Annotated in this window: 21 protein-coding genes; 8 read left to right on the forward strand and 13 right to left on the reverse strand. The window is 38.1% G+C overall.

Translation table 11 applies throughout. The annotated features are described in order from the left end of the window. Positions 1 to 49 precede the first annotated feature (49 nt). Positions 50 to 640 (forward strand): hypothetical protein, encoded by a 591-nt coding sequence (locus tag RM549_RS10215; protein ID WP_311684397.1) that lies wholly within the window; start codon positions 50 to 52, stop codon positions 638 to 640. Positions 641 to 761: 121 nt separating this feature from the next. On the opposite strand, the gene RM549_RS10220 is transcribed toward RM549_RS10215, so the two are convergent. The 12 genes from RM549_RS10220 to RM549_RS10275 form a co-directional block, all read right to left on the reverse strand. Next, positions 762 to 1,478, reverse strand: coding sequence for a hypothetical protein (locus tag RM549_RS10220; RefSeq protein WP_311684399.1), 717 nt, complete (start codon positions 1,476 to 1,478; stop codon positions 762 to 764). Between the two features lie 76 nt (positions 1,479 to 1,554). Further along, a complete protein-coding gene (locus RM549_RS10225; RefSeq protein ID WP_311684401.1) occupies positions 1,555 to 2,142 on the reverse strand; it encodes a 4'-phosphopantetheinyl transferase family protein in 588 nt (195 codons plus the stop codon). After that, a complete protein-coding gene (locus RM549_RS10230) occupies positions 2,139 to 2,393 on the reverse strand; it encodes an acyl carrier protein (RefSeq protein WP_311684403.1) in 255 nt (84 codons plus the stop codon). The genes RM549_RS10225 and RM549_RS10230 overlap by 4 nt, the downstream gene beginning before the upstream one ends. 123 nt (positions 2,394 to 2,516) lie before the next feature. Then, a complete protein-coding gene (locus RM549_RS10235; RefSeq protein WP_311684405.1) occupies positions 2,517 to 3,800 on the reverse strand; it encodes a beta-ketoacyl-[acyl-carrier-protein] synthase family protein in 1,284 nt (427 codons plus the stop codon). Positions 3,801 to 3,861: 61 nt separating this feature from the next. Next, positions 3,862 to 4,308 (reverse strand): 3-hydroxyacyl-ACP dehydratase FabZ family protein, encoded by a 447-nt coding sequence (locus RM549_RS10240; RefSeq protein ID WP_311684407.1) that lies wholly within the window; start codon positions 4,306 to 4,308, stop codon positions 3,862 to 3,864. A 20-nt stretch (positions 4,309 to 4,328) separates the two neighbouring features. Beyond that, positions 4,329 to 5,123, reverse strand: coding sequence for an SDR family oxidoreductase (locus RM549_RS10245; RefSeq protein ID WP_311684410.1), 795 nt, complete (start codon positions 5,121 to 5,123; stop codon positions 4,329 to 4,331). Further along, positions 5,117 to 6,169: a type III polyketide synthase gene (locus tag RM549_RS10250; protein WP_311684412.1), complete on the reverse strand. Its 1,053-nt coding sequence runs from the start codon at positions 6,167 to 6,169 to the stop codon at positions 5,117 to 5,119. The genes RM549_RS10245 and RM549_RS10250 overlap by 7 nt, the downstream gene beginning before the upstream one ends. A gap of 8 nt (positions 6,170 to 6,177) precedes the next feature. Beyond that, the gene (locus RM549_RS10255; RefSeq protein WP_311684414.1) at positions 6,178 to 6,897 is read right to left on the reverse strand and encodes a methyltransferase domain-containing protein; all 720 of its coding nucleotides are present in this window, start codon (positions 6,895 to 6,897) and stop codon (positions 6,178 to 6,180) included. Then, entirely contained in the window at positions 6,894 to 8,018 is a 1,125-nt protein-coding gene (locus RM549_RS10260; protein WP_311684416.1) for an NAD(P)/FAD-dependent oxidoreductase, read from the reverse strand. Before RM549_RS10260 ends, RM549_RS10255 begins: the two co-directional genes overlap by 4 nt. 76 nt (positions 8,019 to 8,094) lie before the next feature. Further along, entirely contained in the window at positions 8,095 to 8,796 is a 702-nt protein-coding gene (locus RM549_RS10265) for a YiaD family glycine zipper/OmpA-like lipoprotein (protein WP_311684418.1), read from the reverse strand. A gap of 10 nt (positions 8,797 to 8,806) precedes the next feature. Then, positions 8,807 to 9,286 carry a lipocalin family protein gene (locus RM549_RS10270; RefSeq protein ID WP_311684420.1) on the reverse strand — a complete coding sequence of 160 codons (480 nt, stop codon included), beginning with the start codon at positions 9,284 to 9,286 and terminating at the stop codon, positions 8,807 to 8,809. 82 nt (positions 9,287 to 9,368) lie between these two features. Continuing rightward, entirely contained in the window at positions 9,369 to 9,530 is a 162-nt protein-coding gene (locus RM549_RS10275; RefSeq protein WP_311485615.1) for a DUF1328 family protein, read from the reverse strand. A 490-nt stretch (positions 9,531 to 10,020) separates the two neighbouring features. Between RM549_RS10275 and RM549_RS10280 the strand changes: the two genes are divergently transcribed. The 7 genes from RM549_RS10280 (at position 10,021) to RM549_RS10310 (ending at position 16,741) form a co-directional block, all read left to right on the forward strand. Then, on the forward strand, positions 10,021 to 10,971 hold the full coding sequence (locus RM549_RS10280) for an isopenicillin N synthase family dioxygenase (RefSeq protein ID WP_311684497.1): 951 nt from the start codon (positions 10,021 to 10,023) through the stop codon (positions 10,969 to 10,971). 3 nt (positions 10,972 to 10,974) lie between these two features. Beyond that, on the forward strand, positions 10,975 to 11,331 hold the full coding sequence (locus RM549_RS10285) for a translation initiation factor (RefSeq protein WP_311684422.1): 357 nt from the start codon (positions 10,975 to 10,977) through the stop codon (positions 11,329 to 11,331). A gap of 29 nt (positions 11,332 to 11,360) precedes the next feature. Beyond that, positions 11,361 to 12,293, forward strand: coding sequence for a DUF1835 domain-containing protein (locus RM549_RS10290; RefSeq protein ID WP_311684426.1), 933 nt, complete (start codon positions 11,361 to 11,363; stop codon positions 12,291 to 12,293). Position 12,294: 1 nt separating this feature from the next. After that, positions 12,295 to 13,164, forward strand: coding sequence for a nucleoside phosphorylase (locus RM549_RS10295; protein WP_311684428.1), 870 nt, complete (start codon positions 12,295 to 12,297; stop codon positions 13,162 to 13,164). Positions 13,165 to 13,232: 68 nt separating this feature from the next. After that, entirely contained in the window at positions 13,233 to 15,284 is a 2,052-nt protein-coding gene (gene ppk1 / locus RM549_RS10300) for a polyphosphate kinase 1 (protein ID WP_311684430.1), read from the forward strand. Further along, positions 15,281 to 16,141 carry a substrate-binding domain-containing protein gene (locus tag RM549_RS10305; protein WP_311684432.1) on the forward strand — a complete coding sequence of 287 codons (861 nt, stop codon included), beginning with the start codon at positions 15,281 to 15,283 and terminating at the stop codon, positions 16,139 to 16,141. The genes ppk1 and RM549_RS10305 overlap by 4 nt, the downstream gene beginning before the upstream one ends. A 24-nt stretch (positions 16,142 to 16,165) precedes the next feature. Continuing rightward, positions 16,166 to 16,741, forward strand: a complete 576-nt coding sequence (locus RM549_RS10310) for a hypothetical protein (protein WP_311684434.1) — start codon at positions 16,166 to 16,168, stop codon at positions 16,739 to 16,741. A 202-nt stretch (positions 16,742 to 16,943) separates the two neighbouring features. Here the strand turns inward: RM549_RS10310 and RM549_RS10315 are convergent, their stop codons facing one another. Next, complete coding sequence (locus tag RM549_RS10315; protein ID WP_311684436.1) at positions 16,944 to 17,609, reverse strand: uracil-DNA glycosylase; 666 nt, start codon at positions 17,607 to 17,609, stop codon at positions 16,944 to 16,946. Between the last annotated feature and the right edge of the window lie 41 nt (positions 17,610 to 17,650).

Below are 17,650 nucleotides of genomic sequence, written 5' to 3' on the forward strand. Positions count from 1 at the left end.
TTTGTTCCGGAATTAGAAAGTTGAACCAAATTACCCAAAGAAAATATTTATGGACATCATAATTAAACGCGCCCTTGTAGGAGGAGCAGTTTCTACACTGGTAATGGGTATTGGAACATTTATTTTAGGTGAAATTTCAGGATACAGAGCAATGGATATGCTGTCCACCTCGCTCTCGGGAATAAATATGTTATGTAATACTGTAATCCTGGCCTCTTCAACAATCCTGGCATTAATGCTTACTTTACTTAGTATAAGTAGGTCTGCAGATTCCCGGTTAACCAAAAAGCATTATAGAAATGTACTACATATCGCTAAATATGATACAATTCTTATTGTGGTAGCCACCATAACCTTCCTGATGTTGAATTTACCAATTATAGAAAGTAATGAAGTGCCGGAAAACTGGTACGTAGCCATATATTATACAAGCCTGGGTATGGCCTCTGTGCTGGGCGGCGGATTAATTGCTATTGTTACAATGCTTTATGGAACTATAGCAAGTATAATCCTTATAGTAGGGTTAAAAATTACTGATCATCCTCTTGTGGACCACGAGGAAGCCGAAGATGCAAAAGAAGAGCAGGAAAAACAGGAAGAAGAGAATAAAAAAGAAGAGAAAAGAGAGAGTACAAAATAATAAGGGCCATTTGAAAATATATCTTGTCTACATCACTCACGACTCTGTTACTGAGAACAAAATGATGAGTGAGCCAGGTTATACTTTGAAATGACCCCTACCTTTTATAAACTGTTGTTGATTAACTCTTACCTAAATTACCCAAAATGTCTATCTGTTGCCCTTCCTCAATATTAAATCCTGGCTTTCCTTTTCTTGGAAAAAGATAAGTAAACGGCTCGTTAAAGGCATTCCAGCTTTCGGCAAGACCATAATCATTATTTTTACTTTTATTTTCTGGTCGTTTAAAAGTATTTAAATCTGAATCATAATTAGATCCTACAGCATCCTCTCCCGGAAATAACATTCCGTCGTTAATTTCAGAATGTACCAATATAGATTCTCCGCCATTCCCCGGCAGATCAACAATTTTAAGGGCGAAATCTTTTAAAACTGTTCCTTTGGCAGTAATATCTTTTGTTTTAAAATCATCTTTAATATTGTTTCTTGGATGCGCAAAGATTGGAGCACCACCTGCATCCTCAGATAATGTAGCAAGATCTGCATAGGCAGACTCTGCAACACTGTCACAGGTAAGCAAAATACCTTTTATTTTATAACCATCAGTTACTAATTTTTTAACGGCGTCTTTCGTAGATTCTTCAACTACATCAATCAGGATCATATCCTGTCTGTTTATATGTCTAATTGCATATCCCTGGTTAAAAACACCATCTTTTTCTTTTCCTTTAATTATAAATGTATCTGGAATAAGTTTAAGAAATTTTCCAGTTTCTCCTTGCTGAATAAATTCAGCAGACTGACTATTTAGTATCTCCATCTTATCAACAGTCTTCATACGCTTTTTGATTTTTTAATTAGTACTTTCAATATACAACATCCACAGAGGTTTTACAAAGAGAATTTGGAAGGGTTTAACTGGTTTTTAGGAGAGAATTAACGGCAAATGCGTAAGCAGAATAATCGCCATGATGGGAGAGGGAAAAAGGCATATTATAATTTTTTCCATTGAAGAAGAGATGCGGAATGTATTTCTCGTCTTTCGCTATTACCAGATCCTCCGAGGATAATTTTGTTTGACTGGAAATTGCAAAAATCAGTTCCCGGTTTAGGTTTTTATGTTCTGTAATTAATTTCGTTTTTACTTCGGGATTTTCTGCGGAAGCCACACAGTGTATCACTTTTTCTGAAATATGAGCGGTAATGCAATAATGCCAATTATCGACCTCTACAACTCCTGAAGATGCCGAACCTTCTGAAGTATTTAAACTACACCCGAAGGATTTCGGATTAAATTTTCTGGGCAGGGAAAATCTTCTTTGATGCGCTTTGTAAGCAGCTTCCTTCATCGTCCAAAGGAGCCAGAAACATTGCTCCGGATTTTTGGAATGCTGCAATATTTCCTGCTCAGTTTCAGAAAATATTTTGGAATGAAGCCGGGGTCTCTTCCAGTTGCTTTCTTTGGCTGCCAGCTTCAGATCCACAATGTCGTTTCCGATCATTTTTCGGCCAATTTCCGTTCAATTATTTCCTTTGCATCACCAACCGTTAGCATTCCGTCCATAGAATCATTATCAATTTCTATTTTGAATTCATCTTCCACATCCAGCACCACATCTACCAGGTTGGCAGAGTTAATTTTAAGATCATTAATAAAATCTGTCTTTTCATTAAAATCTTCCAGCCCCTCCTTACGCTGTACATAAGGAGTAACAATGGTTTTTAGTTTTTCTATTATTTCTTTATCTGTCATTATTACGGATCTTTATTTCTTATTGTTATTCTGTATTGTATAATGTCTATTGTAGACTGTAGGCTTGCAACTGAGAACCGACAACTCTAAACCTCATTTTTTGAATTTTCTCCTTCTTATTTCTTACCTCGTACTTGGAGCAAATTTCCTGAAAATCACCACCGCATTCACATCTCCAAAACCAAAACTTGCCTTCGCAAGAACTTCTGTTTTCTTCTGAATCGTTTGCTCCGGAATTTTCTCACTGTCTATCAGTTCTAGAATTTCAGGATTAAGATCTTCGCAGTTTATATTCCCAAAAATATAATCATTTTTCAGCTGAAGCACACTCGCCACACACTCGATGCTTCCCGAAGCACTTAAACAATGTCCCACCATTCCCTTTAGCGAATTGATCACAGGAAAATTTTCTTTTTCACGTTTTAGCGCTTTTGTCCAGTTCAGGATTTCTACGGAATCTTTGGAGGTTGCTGTTAAATGTCCGTTTATAGCATCAACTTCCTGTGGGTCGATATTTGCCATTTTTAGGGCACCACTTATACAGCGTTGCACCGCCTCGTTATTGGCCGCAGTCATACTTCCGCCTGCACGTTGTCCGCCGCTGTTTACTTCTCCGCCTAAAACTTCGGCATAAATGTTTGCACCTCTTTCCAAAGCAGATTCCAGATCTTCCAGAACAAGGGCTCCGGCGCCGCTGCCGGGTACAAAACCTGCCGCCGTTGCGCTCATCGGGCGCGAAGCTTCTTCCGGACGATCATTATATTTTCCCGGTAAGATCCTCATGGCGTCAAAACCGCCCCAGATATATGGGCCGTCATCGCTACAGCTTCCCACCAGCATCCGTTTTGCTTTTCCTGCCTGGATCCGTTCAAATCCCATCAGCAAAGCTTCGGTTCCTGTTGTACATGCCGAAGAATTTGTGGTTACCTGGTTTCCGCAGCCTAAAATGCCTCCTAAATAGGCACTTATCCCGCTGGCCATGGTCTGAATTACGCTGGTACTCCCCAATCGACGGGTTTTTCCGGCGTCGATAAGATGAATTGCTTCTCTGAATTTATCCACACCTAAAATTCCGGTTCCGAAAATAATTCCGGAATCCCAATCGGGAGTGTCTTCTTTAGAAATGCCAAGCCCTGCGTCTTTCCACGCATCTGTTCCCGAAATTACTCCGTAAACAATTCCGCTGCTGTTTAATCCGCGTAACTGTAACGGACTAAAATATTCCCTGATTTTTTCTTCTGAAATTTCCGGCTTCCCTCCTATCTGGCAACTGAAATTAAGTTCTTCTAGCTGTGGATGAAAAGTAATACCTGATTTGCCATTTCTAATCGCCGACTCAAAAGCCTCCACTCCCACTCCGTTTGGAGAGGCTACGCCCAGACCGGTTATGACTACTCTTCTTTTCAACCTCAATATATTATTTTGAATGATTAATTTTAAAATTTGAATTCCGAATTTTCACTACTCACTACTCACTACTCACTTTCATCATCCCCGCAATTGTTCCTTTGCAAACCAGTTCATCTTCAGCATTAAACATCTCCACATCACATTTAAGTTTATTAAACCGGAAATATTTCTTCTGTGAAGCCACTTTCACTGTTTCTCCTGGAAAAACCGGTTTAAAAAATTCAACTTCCGAAGAACTGAGTGCTATTTGATGATTTTTAGCTTCAGAATGTTCTTTGTTCAGAAGAAAAATTCCGAAGCAAACGAGTCCGATCTGCGCCATACATTCGGTTAAAATCACTCCGGGAGTTACGGGATTGTCTTTAAAATGACCTTTATAAAAAAAGGATTCCGGCGGAAAAGTGTAGTACCCAAAAAGGCAATTTTCGTCCACCTGTGTAATATTGTCTACAAACAAAAACGGATCTGAATATGGCAGCTGGGAAAGAATTTTTTTTACGTCCACAGAATTAAAGATAGAGGATTTTACATTAAATGTTCACCGCCATTTACAGGAATAATAGTGCCTGTAATCCAGCATGCTTCATCTTTGCTCAAAAGATAAACCACGTTGGCCACATCTTTGGGAACGGTAAGCCGCTTAAACGGATTGTGCTTTAGCGCATGATTTTTTAATGTTTCGTTACCGGGAATCATTTCAAAAGAACGCGTTACCGTAATCCCCGCCTGGATGCAATTTGCCCTTATGCCGTGCGGTGCAAATTCTAATGCCATGCCGCGGGTAAGCGATTCCAACGTTACCTTGGCAGCAGAAACGGCGGCATAATTCTTCCATGCCTTCTTGTTTCCCTCACTGGTAAACGAAATAATCCTCGCATCTTTAGCAAAAAGCCCGGCACGAAAAATGTCCTGGGTCCAGTCGTAAAGGCTTAAAGCCATTGCATCTATAGTGAGCTGAAAATCTATATTTTCCAGTCTCTCTTCCTTACCATCCATTGGCTTTAAATTTCCCTTAGCAATACTGTGAACCAGCGTTCTGATTTTACCTTCTGTACCAAGAATTTTAGAAATTTGGTTAACCAAATCAGCTCTTTTTTCTTTCTGAATAGCATCTACATTAAAGCTTTCCAGCTGTACGCCAGATTCCCTGATTTCATCAAAAGCTTCTTCAATATCCGGAATTTCAGAACGGCGGTCGCGGTGTACAATAATAATATTTATGCCGTGTTTGGCAAGTTTGCATGCGCTGGCATATCCCAGTCCGCTACTGCCACCCAGGATAAGCGCCCAATAATTAAGATCTTTAAATTCTGCTACCATTGTAATAAAATTCTTTGTGCTGAAAACCCCGGGCCGAAGCTGAGCATTATTCCCTGCTCACCTTTTGGAATATCTTTTTCCATAAAACGCTGCAGTACGTAAAGTACCGTTGCGCTGCTCATATTTCCATATAAACGTAAAACCTCGCGGGTATCATCAATATTCTTTCCTAAGGTACCAAAAAGATCAGAGACTGTTTGTACGATTTTCTTTCCCCCGGGATGAAAAATGAGATGGTCCACTTTTTCTATCGAGCTGTTATTTCTTTCGAGAAAAGGAAAAATAATGTCAGAAAAATGTTCTGAAATAGTTTCGGGAACCCTTTGGTCCAGAATCATTTGAAGTCCCTGATTGGTAAGATCAAAGCCCATCATTTGCGTGGCATCATAAAAATGATACATTTCTTCAGCAAGGATCTCAGGACCTTCTATGTTCTCTTCAGAAGACATTAGAACACAGGCTGCACCATCACCAAAAATCGCGGCACTAACCATGTTTGTCATACTGTAATCTTCAAGCTGAAAAGTAGCCGTAGGACTTTCTACAGCAATCACCGCAGCTCTTTTACCCGGATTGGCTTTTAAAAAATTGTGAGCGTAAATCATCCCAGAAATTCCGGCAGCACAGCCCATTTCTGTCACCGGAAGCCGCGTAATATCCTGTCTTAGATTAAGGTCATTTATTAAATAGGCATCCAGCGACGGAATCATAATCCCTGTACAACTTACGGTAATGATATAATCCAGCGAATCTGGCTGCCACTGCGCATTATCGAGGGATTTTTGCAGTACATTTTTTCCGAGTTTTTTTACTTCCCGCACATATATATTGTTCTTATCTTCAAAAGAAGTGGAAGTAAAAACTTCTTCGGGTGCCATAATAGAATACCGTTTGTCCACACCTGCCCCTTCAAAAATCTTAAGAATTTTTCTTCGGAATCTATCATCCTGTCCCTCAAGCCAGGTTTCTACTAATGGCAGTACATCTGAAGTTTCCCGTGAATACTCAGGAAGTTCTTTTTCTACCTTTACAATTTTTACACTCATAATCTTTTCTACTGTTCTTTTTCAATAATCCACCGGTACCGAAAGGCCCATTTCCAGTTTACTTCCTGCTTGTCTGAAGGAATATACGAAGCCAATTCTGCAATTTCCGTTTTTTTAAATCCTCGTAAAATAGAAATAAGTCCATCTTTACGGGCAATTTTATTATTTATAAATACGCTGCAAAAAGCCTGAAACAGCCTGTACGCTGCTTTACTCCTGTGAAGGTCGTTAATGACAATTCCAATGCGCACCTGCCGGTAAAAACAATTTAATAATTCTATAATATCCGGATTTTTAAAATGGTGCAGCGTTAAAGTACAAAGGATAATATCGTATTCCTGTCGCTTAAATTCCTCACTAAAAATGTTTAGCGTTTTAAACTGTAATTCCGGGAAAGCTTCAGACATTTTTTCTGCAATCTCTATGGCATGCGGATTAGCATCTATTCCTGTAAGTTTTAATTTTCGGTCGTTTTTTCTTCCCCATTTTGCGATTTCCCGAAGAATAGCACCATTTCCACAACCAACATCTACAACTTCAATTCCCTTTTCCTTTGGAACCTTCTGAAAAAGCTTTTTCACTCCCTGGATGGTAATATTATTTCCCCCGAGCCATTTATTAATATTATCAAGATCGCGCAATGTCTTTTTTAATTCTTTGCCGCTTAGCTCGAAATCATCCATGATCTCCTCTTCATCTGTCCTTCTGGAAGTATCTATTCTGTTCATGCTACAAACTTTCCGTGGGTTCTTTTAATAATATGAGGTAAGATAAATGGCATTTTACTAATCAGGTTTTGTGATACTTCAGTCACGCCTGGATTCAACAAAACTTTCTGTAGTATTCTACCTGTCAACAATCTGGTTTTAAATTCTTTATTCCACTTCATCTTATAGTTTTCTTCAACTTCAGATTTGCTAAGTAATTCTCTATTGCAGAACGCAAGAATAGCTTCAGAAGCCATTTTAGCACTGTGGATCGCCATGGCCATTCCATTTCCACAGAGGGGATGGATTAGCCCTGCAGCATCACCTAACATGAGGATATGATTTTCAATAAGCGCTTTCTGTTCAAAAGAAACCTGCGCGATTGTAATGTCCTTTTTAAATATTTGTTCGGCACTCTGAAAGAAAGAATTGAGGTGCGGATTTCGACAAAGAACTTCCTTCTTATAATCTTCCGGAGATTTATGGGTTTTAAAACTTTTGTAAGTAGCCAGGTAGCAAACATTAATAGCTCCGTTTTCAACCTTCGACAATCCGCAATATCCTCCTCTAAAGTTGTGCAGGGAAACCAGATTGTCGGGATAATCTTCATGCCGATAATGTGCCTTTACAGCCAGCCATTCGGATTTCTTCTGAATAAAATCACGGCTTAGATTTTTATCAAGGATAGATCGTTTTCCAAATGCACCAAGAACGAAATCTGCCGTAAATTCTTTTCCTTCTGAAGTTATTATAGTGAAGATATTTTCTGAATATTCCACATCTGTGACTATTTCAGGAATAACTTCCGTTCCTCTTTTTATAGCCGTTTCGTACAGATAATTATCCAGGGCGTACCTGCTTAGTCCAAGACCACCCATTTCTAATTCCGAAGAAACAGATTTCCCTGATGGAGTGCTGTAATTGAGCGAATTTATTTCTACAGGTGACAACGATGTTAACGAAATGCCGAGAGATTTGAAATAAGGAATAATTTCTTTGGATAAATATTCACCACAAACTTTATGACGCGGAAAATCATCTTTTTCAAAAAGAACTACTTTTAAGCCTTTGGATACCAGATGGATTGCTGCGCTTAAACCAGCTAATCCCCCGCCCACAATAGCAATTCTATTCATTCTCATTGTATGAAGATAATTAAAAAGAATAAAAAAATCCCGGCGATTAACCGGGATTATACATTGTTTAAGATACTTCTAATTAATTTTCTGAAGTTGCCTGCTGTGCTTCTTGTTTCAATTCTTCACTGGCAACAATGGCCACCTCTACCCTACGGTTTTTAGCACGACCTTCAGCCGTGGTATTATCGTATTTAGGCTGAGCTTCACCATACCAGTCTGTTGTTAGTCTGCCCTGGGAAATACCACCATTGGTCACAAGATAATTTGTAACTGCTTGAGCGCGGTTTTTAGAGAGTGTAAGGTTATAACTCTCTGCCCCCCTGTCATCTGTATGTCCTTCCACAAGAATATTCGTGTCTGGATATTCTTTCAAAATATTTGAAAGTTTATCCAGTGTCTGTTCTGATTCTCCACTAATATCAGACTTATCTGTTGCGAAATATACACCGCTGCTTTCATCAAAAGTAACGTTTATACCTTCACCTACACGCTCTACCTCGGCACCCGGAATTTCCCGTTCAATTTCCTGAGCCTGCTTATCCATTCGGCTACCTATATAACCACCAGCAGCACCACCAACTACACCGCCAATTATTGCTCCAAGAGCACTATTTCCATCTCCGGTGTTATTACCTATAACTCCCCCAATCGCAGCACCACTACCAGCTCCAATTACAGCTCCTTTTTGCTTATTACTGGCATTTCTTGTAGCATCACAGGCAATTAGCATGCTGGCTGCAAAAAATATTGCAGTAAACTTATTTATCATTCTTCTTCTCATAATTGTTTTTTTAAAGTTTAGTAAAATTCATTCTAATTACAAAAGGCTTACCTTCAAGAGTGACCGTTTGCTCCCAAACCATATCGGTTTCACTTAGATTTCTAAGATTAAGTCTGAATCCCTCTCCTCCTGTGGTAGATTTTGCATTTTCATCTGTTGGTTTTAGAAGAAAATCATAAACTCCCTCGGGAGTATTTTCCTCGTCTATAGACCAATTAAAATGTCTTTGGGCAGTGCTACAACCAGTACCCTGAAGGGTATAAGTACCTTGATTATTATTAGATACAAAATTCCAGGTACTATTTTCAAAACATGAGGCCGAGGCATCATTTAATAAAGTAACATTAAATGTACCGGTGTTTTGAGGATAAGTAACACTTGTAAGTGCCCAGTCGCCTTTAAATGTTTTCCGGGCTTCTTTAGCCACTTTACTGGGACCACAAGAGACAATAAGCATTGCAATTGTTACAATAGTTAGTATTTTTTTCATTGCTGATTTAAGTTTATTAAATTAAAAAACCAATGTAGATCTGGTTTGATCTACATTGGATACTGTAAATATGGTTTTTATCTTATCTTCTAAATAACCTGCTTAGCAGAGATATTACAAGAAGGACTACAAAAATCCAGAAAATAATCTGGGCAATATCAGCAGCTCCCTCGGCAATACCACCAAATCCAAAGATTGCAGCGATAATAGCGATAATTAAAAAGATGATAATTAAACGTATCATAATATTGGTTTTTATCGATTAGCTAAGTCTAAATTAAGTCAGCAGGTTACGGCGAACAAAAGATTATTAATACTTTAACAGAGGATATGTTAAGGAATATTAAATAAATGGAGTGTAAGATGTTAAATTATTAATATTCTATTAATTTACTATCATTTTTTATGAATCTCGAATGCTCTTCAGCATAGCCGCTGGACCTTTGAGCGAAGAATCGGGATAAAGATATTTCCAGCCTACAGGTAAACGATAGTCATCATTTTTTAAATTTAAACCTTTTGAACAACCTTGCCCTTATTTAATTCAATTTATTTATGAGGATTCGTGTAAAAAGATCGGAGTCAGAATTTTTTCATTTTTAAAGATCCAGTATTTTTTGAAGTCGGGAGATTAGTTTCAAAATGCTAATGAAAATTTAAAAACTACGGCTTCTCGCTTAATTTATTTAACTTTGGTTGACTTTTACTCAAAAAAATACCACACACCAATGGCTATGAATAATATTCCCAGTGTAGATCTGGCTGATTTCCTGTCTGATGATCCAAACAGAAAACAAAAATTTGTTGATGAAATTGGAAAGGCTTATGAAGAAATAGGTTTTGTTGCACTAAAGAATCACTTTTTAAGTGATAATCTTGTAGATGAATTATATAAGGAAGTGAAATCTTTTTTTGATCTTCCACTGGAAACCAAGAAGAAATATGAAATAGAAGGATTAGCAGGACAACGCGGCTATATATCCTTCGGAAAAGAACATGCAAAAGGGAAAAAGGAAGGCGATCTTAAGGAATTCTGGCATTTTGGGCAGGAACCTTCTGATGATGCTAAACTTACAGAAGAATATCCCGAAAATGTGCAGGTTGAGGAATTGGAAGATTTTAACCATGTAGGAATGGAAGCTTACCGGATGCTCGAGAAAACCGGCATTTATGTTTTAAGGGCTCTTTCCCTTCATATTGGGCTTAAAGAAACTTATTTTGATCACTGGGCTAGCAACGGAAACAGTATTTTAAGGCCTATCCACTACCCTCCTATTACCGAGGAACCAAAAGGAGCTGTTCGGGCTGGGGCTCATGGGGATATTAACCTCATTACCTTGTTAATGGGTGCATCTACCGGAGGACTGCAGGTTCTTAGAAAAGATGGAGAATGGATAGATGCTATTCCCCAGGAAGATGAACTGGTAATTAACGTTGGTGATATGCTGGAACGGCATACCAACAATAAACTTCGTTCTACCGTTCATCGCGTAGTAAATCCTCCTAAAGAGGAATGGGGCAATCCCCGTTACTCTATTCCCTTCTTTTTGCATCCACGAAGTGAAATGCCTTTAGATTGTCTTGAAGAATGTATAGATGAAAATCATCCAAAGCAATATGAGGATATTACTGCAGGTGAATTTTTACACCAGCGACTTGTAGAAATTGGATTGATCAAGAAATAAGTTATGGCCAAGAAAAAAATGGGACTTGAAGATCTGGGAGGATTCGTTTTTTCTACCAATGAAAATTTTGATGAAAACGAATTAACAGATAATGAGCATCAGGAAAATTTAAATCCTAAAGATCAGAAATTAGAAGCGCATTTTAGCAATAAAGGGCGTGGAGGAAAAACCGTGACTATTATTAAAGGCTTTGTTGGACCAGAAGAGGAATTGATTTCGCTAGGGAAAAACCTGAAGAAAAAATGCGGGGTTGGCGGTTCTACTAAAGATGGTGAAATTATTATTCAGGGAGATGATCGTGAGAAAATCATGGAGATTTTAAATAAAGAGGGATATAATGTGAAACGTGTTGGGGGATAAACTCCCGACACGTTTTTTTAAACAAAACGATGAGCAGTAAAACCATACATATTACAAACGGGGACGGCCTTGCCGGTAAAATGCTGGAACTTGATATTCCGGGAGAAGTGATTGTATGGCGGGAACTTCTTTGTGAAGGCCCTACTGTTCAGGATGTGGGAGGTAAGGAATTTGTAAAACTCAGGAAAAAATTTGTGAGCGGGACTTACGGTATTTCACCTGAAGATTATAAGAAAAAATTTGTTTCCCAGCTTGAAAAACTTCGAAAATTAAAGGATTATGAGGAAGTCATTCTTTGGTTTGAGTTCGATCTTTTTTGTCATATAAATATGATTGCTGTTATTAGTTTTTTCCTTCAACACAAGAAAGAAGTGCCTATGTACCTTGTCTGCAGTAAAAAACTGAAGGGCGAAAAAGGTCATAATCCACTTACTCAGCTCAATGCAAAGCAGTTGTACAACCATTATCAGAATAAAATTCCTCTTACTTCTGATGATCTTCAAACGGCAAATTTTATATGGGAATTATATTGCAGCAATAATCCGCTGCAATTAAAGGCTCAGATAAAAAAGCATAGCAACTTTGAATATTTATCCAGCTGCATCCGGGCACATATAGAGCGTTTTCCGAACAGCAAAACCGGAATAAATTCCCTGGAACGGAATATTCTTAACATCATCCAGCGAAATATGATTTCTTCAGAAAATCAGCTTCTGGGATATGCGCTGGAATATCAGGGCTATTATGGCTATAGTGATAACCAGATGCAGCGACTCCTTGCAAAAATCAGGGATTTTTATCTCGTCGAAAATGACCGCGTCATTTTATCCAAAAAAGGAGATGCAGTTATGGAAGGAACCAAAAATTTCTACAGAGAACTTAATAACAATGAATGCCTGGGTGGAGCGAAAATGTATGACTTCTTATACGAATCCGAATCCCACAGATTACTAAAACTTTGATATGGCTTTAGCAGCTTCAGAATTTATTCTAAATATAGACGGCAGTATATATCACCTTAATCTTTTACCAGAACACCTTGCAGATACTGTAATTGTGGTTGGAGATCCCGACAGAGTGGATAAAGTAACAGCACATTTTGATACTATTGAATATAAAGTAAAAAAGCGGGAGTTTCATACGCAAACCGGAACTTATAACGGCAAGCGAATTAGTGTGCTTTCTACCGGAATAGGAACAGATAACATCGATATAGTATTTAATGAACTGGATGCGTTGGTAAACATTGATTTTGAAAAAAGAACGCTTCGGAAAGAGCTAAGGAAACTTGATATTATCAGGATTGGAACTACCGGTTCTATTCAGCCAGATGTTCCCGTAGATTCTTTTGTGCTGAGTAAAGCCGGAATTGGATTCGATTCGCTGCTCCATTTTTATGACAGTGCACATATTCAGGATCAGGGATTTGCTGAAGCACTTGTAGAGCATCTGGATTGGTTTCCGAAGAAATCTGCGCCATACGTCGTGGGAAATGATGAAGAACTCGCAAAAATACTTGATTCTGAAGAAGTGCATAAAGGAATTACAGCTACCAACGTTGGATTTTACGGACCACAGGGAAGAATTCTAAGACTTGCACTTCAGGATCCTGAAATGAACCAGAAACTATCTGATTTTTCTTATAAAGGCCAGAGAATAACAAACCTGGAAATGGAAACTTCCGGAATTTATGGTTTGTCAAAATTGCTTGGTCATAGAGCTGTTTCAATGAATGCTGTTATTGCAAACCGGGCAACGGGAGAATTTAGCGAAAACCCAAAATTAGTAGTGGACCGGCTAATAAAATATTGCCTGGAGAAGCTTACGAAGTAATTTCTAAATTAACAGAAAATTATACCCATAGAGGTGCCTTCTTTGTATTTTTGAGATAAAACAGATATATGGAGGAACCTAGCAAAAGCCGTTTTAGACATCGTGACCTTAACTGGTTAAGTTTTAATGAAAGGGTTTTACAGGAAGCCGCCGATAAAATAAATCCGCTATACGAGCGTATCCGTTTTTTAGCAATTTTCTCTTCTAATCTAGACGAATATTTTAGGGTAAGGGTTTCTCAACTCAGGCAAATGAAAAAGGTGAAGAAAAGCCTTAGAAAACAGCTTGCCTTAAAGCCTACAAAACTTACCAAAGAAATTCTTGAAGAAGTAAAACAACAACAAGAGAAATTTGGGGATATTTATAATAAACAAATTATACCCGAACTTGCCCACCAGGGTATTCATTTAATTGAATCTTCCCATTTTAATGCCGCCCAAAAAAATTTTGTGGTAGATCATTTTCAAAAGGAAATTTCTGCACATATAAAGCACCATATTCTAAATCTTGATGAAGAAAATGAACTTTTTTTGGAAAATGCAACGCTATATTTTTTTGTAACTTTTCAAAATGAAGATAAAGTTGGTCTGGTAAATATACCTGTAGACGCTTGCGGCCGTTTTGTTGAAATTGAGGGTGATAAACAAAATTCTATTACTTTTCTGGACGAAATTGTGCGTTTTGAGCTGCACACTATTTTTCCCAATGAAGAAATTACCGGAATCTACGAGATTAAACTTTCCAGGGATGCTGAACTTTACATCGATGATCTTTATGATGGACCCCTGGCCGAGAAAATCTATGATTCCCTGAAGCAGCGAACCAGCGGACAACCTACAAGATTGTTATATGATTCAAAAATGCCGAAAGAAGTTCAGAAGAAGGTTAGAAAACTTCTTGGTCTTGGAAAAATAGATATGATGCCGGGCGGCAAATATCATAATTTTAAAGATTTCTTCTCCTTTCCAGATCCCACAGCCAATCCAGAACTTCATTTTAAGAAGCTCCCTCCTATTCCACACAAAGTACTCGAAAAATCTGAAAATTATTTCACTGCAATAGCCAAAAAAGACCAGTCGTTACATTTTCCCTACATGTCTTTTGATTATGTCGAGAATTTTCTGAAACAGGCGGTTCAGGATAAAGATGTAACTGATATCAAAATTTCCCTTTATCGTGTTGCAGATGAATCCAAACTCACTTCCTGTCTCTTGCAGGCGCTCGAAAACGGAAAAAAAGTCACTGTTTTTGTAGAAGCAAAGGCTCGTTTTGATGAAAAGAACAATATAATATGGGGAAGAAAATTCGAAGAAAAAGGAGCCAATGTAATTTACAGTTACCCAAAAATCAAAGTTCATTCCAAGATAATGCTCATCCAAAGAAGGGAGAATGATGAAATCGTAAATTATTCATATATCGGGACAGGCAATTTTAATAGTGAAACTTCAGAAATTTACTGCGATCATGCAATTTTTACTGCTAATCAAAAAATCGCAAAGGAGTTGCTGCGGCTATTTAAAGTTCTTGAAGGTGAACTTATAGTTCCCAGGGAAAAGAACCTATTAATTTCACCATTTTCAACCCGGCAGGAGTTTACAAAACTTATCTATAATGAAATTGAAAATGCAAGAGAAGGTAAAAAAGCCAGGATAACTGCTAAAATGAATAGTCTGGAAGATCTTGAAATCATTGAACTTCTCTATAAGGCAAGTAACGAAGGTGTAAAAATAAGATTACTAGTGAGAGGATTTACCTGCCTGATTCCCGGAATTAAAGGAATGAGCGAGAATATCTACATCACTAGCGTGGTAGATCGATATCTGGAACACGGCAGGATCTATGTTTTTGAAAATGGTGGGGACGAAAAAATTTATTACGGAAGTGCAGATCTTATGGGTCGTAATCTCGATAGACGCATAGAAGTTATTTCCCCGGTTTTGGATAAAGATATTGCACAGGAGTTTAAAGAATTACTGGATATACAATTGAAGGATAATGTAAAAGCCAGGATCCAGGATGCTTCCGAAGAAAATAAATATGTAGAGCGCGCTGAAGGGGAAAAGCCCATACGTTCACAGTACGAAATGTATAATTATTTAAAAGAAAAACATACTTCATGAAATCTATACGAATAGGCGGTGTGCCGGAACATTTTAATCTTCCGTGGCATCTGTGCATAGAGGAAAATGAGTTCAACAAAGAAGAGATAAACGTGATCTGGAAAGATTTCCCGGGTGGTACAGGTGCCATGAATAATGCGCTTCGTTCCGGAGAAATAGACGCAGCCGTTATTTTAACTGAAGGAATTACGAGGGATATCATTAATGGAAATGAAGCAAAAATAGTACAGACGTATATAGGTTCACCCCTTATTTGGGGAATACATGTAGCCGCAGATTCCCGTTACAGAAATTTAAAAGATCTGGAACATACTAAAGCTGCGATTAGCAGGGAAGGTTCCGGATCCCATTTGATGGCATATGTAAATGCCCAGAATAATGGCTGGAATTTCAATAATCTCGATTTTGAAATTGTTAAAGATCTTGATGGTGCTGTAGAAGCTTTAAAAGAAGATAAAGCACAATATTTTATGTGGGAACATTTTACCACAAAGCCGCTGGTAGATAACCATACCTTTAGATTAATTTCTGACTGCCCTACCCCATGGCCATGTTTTGTAATTGCTGTTAGAGATGAAGTCTTAAAATATGATTCCCAGCGAATCCATACGATGCTAAAGGTCTTAAACAGAAAAACTTCAGGTTTTAAAGATATTCCCGGAATTGATGAAATTTTAGCCCAACGTTATGATCAAAAGCTGGAAGATATCAGGAAATGGTTAAAGGTAACCACCTGGAGCAATAGTCAATTATCTGAGAAAGAACTTAATGAGGTTCAGTCGAAATTGTTACAGTTAAAATTAATTCCCAAACAAGTCGAAAGTTCAGAAATATTATATAGTTTGCAGCCGTTTTAACATCATCAATCAAAAACGCTACAAATGAAAAAATCTCTTTGCCTCCTGGCATTGCTATGCCTTAATTTTACTGCACATGCACAAACTTCTGAAGAAGAAGAAAACCTTCCTGTAGACAGACGTGACATCACAAACAATGAATTAAGCTTTAATGCATTTAATCTTGTTGCATTTGGAATTTTTGATCTGTCTTACGAGAGAGTGATCAACGAAAATTCTACCTGGTCTACCGAATTATTTCTGCACCTTAACAAAGATGATTATTATGACGAAGCTTATTACAAGGACGTTTCTGTAACCGGAAAATACAAGCACTTTTTTAGCTCAAGTTATGCACGTGGATTCTATGTGCACGGTTTTGGAATGTTATCCTCCGGGGAATACGAATCTACCTATTACTTCGACTCTGTTACAGGAGAATCCAGCTGGGATAGAGAAGATTATACCGATTTTGCCATTGGTTTTGGTTTAGGTGGAAAATTCATTTCTTCAGGAGGTTTTCTGCTTGATCTTAGCGGTGGAATCGGACGAAATATATTTACTAGTTCTTCCCCGGAAATAATTGGTCAGTTTATGGTTAATTTCGGCTACAGGTTTTAGGTAAAATAAAAATCGAAGTATAAATAAAGGATCGAAAATTGCCATTTTCGATCCTTTATTTTTCTACTAGTTCGTCATTTAAACGTGTCAGGTTTTCAAAACCTGACACGTTTTGCTTCACAAAACTTCCAAAGCTATTACAAAGGTGGACGATAATTGCCAAATTTCGGGTTAGACTTTTGACAATTATATTTAAAAAAAGTCACCAATCTATAGGCTCTTTTCCTTTGCTTTTCAGGTATTCATTGGCTTTACTGAAGTGTTTATTGCCAAACCAGTAACCTCTGTTGGCACTTAGTGGCGAAGGATGTCCGCTGGTGAGAATAAGGTGCTTAGAAGCATCAATTTTTTTCGCTTTTTTCTTGGCATAGCCGCCCCAAAGCAAAAAAACCACATTTTCCTTCTCTGCAGAAACAATTTCGATCACCCGGTCTGTAAATTCTTCCCAACCTTTGTTTTGATGAGAGCCTGCTTCATGGGCTCTTACTGTTAAAGTTGCATTGAGGAGCAAAACTCCCTGTTTAGCCCATCGCTCCAAATTGCCATTATCGAGTACAGGTTTTCCGAGATCTGTTTCAATCTCCCTGAAAATGTTTTTAAGCGATGGCGGAACCTGCACATCTTCTTTTACAGAAAAAGCGAGTCCGTGGGCTTGTCCTACTCCGTGGTAAGGATCCTGTCCCAGAATGACCACTTTTGTATCTTCAAAACCGGAATTTTCAAAAGCAGCAAAAATATTCTTGCCGGAAGGGAAACATTTATGTTTTGCGTATTCATCTTTTACAAAAGCAGCAAGATTCTGAAAATAAGATTTTTCGAACTCTTCATTTAACTTTTTTTTCCAACCCGGGGCTATTTCTACCTTCATTATAATTGAGTAAATTTGCAGTGCCTCAAAAGTAGGGAAAA

Source organism: Autumnicola patrickiae (assembly GCF_031846525.1).
GTDB classification, from domain to species: Bacteria; Bacteroidota; Bacteroidia; order Flavobacteriales; family Flavobacteriaceae; genus Autumnicola; species Autumnicola patrickiae.

What these genes read in the sequence shown, in the direction of transcription:
- RM549_RS10215 (WP_311684397.1), top strand. Translation starts at nt 50, where the DNA reads ATGGACATCATAATTAAACGCGCCCTTGTAGGAGGAGCAGTTTCTACA.
- RM549_RS10220 (WP_311684399.1), bottom strand. Translation starts at nt 1,478, where the DNA reads ATGAAGACTGTTGATAAGATGGAGATACTAAATAGTCAGTCTGCTGAA.
- RM549_RS10225 (WP_311684401.1), bottom strand. Translation starts at nt 2,142, where the DNA reads ATGATCGGAAACGACATTGTGGATCTGAAGCTGGCAGCCAAAGAAAGC.
- RM549_RS10230 (WP_311684403.1), bottom strand. Translation starts at nt 2,393, where the DNA reads ATGACAGATAAAGAAATAATAGAAAAACTAAAAACCATTGTTACTCCT.
- RM549_RS10245 (WP_311684410.1), bottom strand. Translation starts at nt 5,123, where the DNA reads ATGGTAGCAGAATTTAAAGATCTTAATTATTGGGCGCTTATCCTGGGT.
- RM549_RS10250 (WP_311684412.1), bottom strand. Translation starts at nt 6,169, where the DNA reads ATGAGTGTAAAAATTGTAAAGGTAGAAAAAGAACTTCCTGAGTATTCA.
- RM549_RS10255 (WP_311684414.1), bottom strand. Translation starts at nt 6,897, where the DNA reads ATGAACAGAATAGATACTTCCAGAAGGACAGATGAAGAGGAGATCATG.
- RM549_RS10260 (WP_311684416.1), bottom strand. Translation starts at nt 8,018, where the DNA reads ATGAGAATGAATAGAATTGCTATTGTGGGCGGGGGATTAGCTGGTTTA.
- RM549_RS10265 (WP_311684418.1), bottom strand. Translation starts at nt 8,796, where the DNA reads ATGAGAAGAAGAATGATAAATAAGTTTACTGCAATATTTTTTGCAGCC.
- RM549_RS10270 (WP_311684420.1), bottom strand. Translation starts at nt 9,286, where the DNA reads ATGAAAAAAATACTAACTATTGTAACAATTGCAATGCTTATTGTCTCT.
- RM549_RS10275 (WP_311485615.1), bottom strand. Translation starts at nt 9,530, where the DNA reads ATGATACGTTTAATTATCATCTTTTTAATTATCGCTATTATCGCTGCA.
- RM549_RS10280 (WP_311684497.1), top strand. Translation starts at nt 10,021, where the DNA reads ATGAATAATATTCCCAGTGTAGATCTGGCTGATTTCCTGTCTGATGAT.
- RM549_RS10285 (WP_311684422.1), top strand. Translation starts at nt 10,975, where the DNA reads ATGGCCAAGAAAAAAATGGGACTTGAAGATCTGGGAGGATTCGTTTTT.
- RM549_RS10290 (WP_311684426.1), top strand. Translation starts at nt 11,361, where the DNA reads ATGAGCAGTAAAACCATACATATTACAAACGGGGACGGCCTTGCCGGT.
- RM549_RS10295 (WP_311684428.1), top strand. Translation starts at nt 12,295, where the DNA reads ATGGCTTTAGCAGCTTCAGAATTTATTCTAAATATAGACGGCAGTATA.
- ppk1 (WP_311684430.1), top strand. Translation starts at nt 13,233, where the DNA reads ATGGAGGAACCTAGCAAAAGCCGTTTTAGACATCGTGACCTTAACTGG.
- RM549_RS10305 (WP_311684432.1), top strand. Translation starts at nt 15,281, where the DNA reads ATGAAATCTATACGAATAGGCGGTGTGCCGGAACATTTTAATCTTCCG.
- RM549_RS10310 (WP_311684434.1), top strand. Translation starts at nt 16,166, where the DNA reads ATGAAAAAATCTCTTTGCCTCCTGGCATTGCTATGCCTTAATTTTACT.
- RM549_RS10315 (WP_311684436.1), bottom strand. Translation starts at nt 17,609, where the DNA reads ATGAAGGTAGAAATAGCCCCGGGTTGGAAAAAAAAGTTAAATGAAGAG.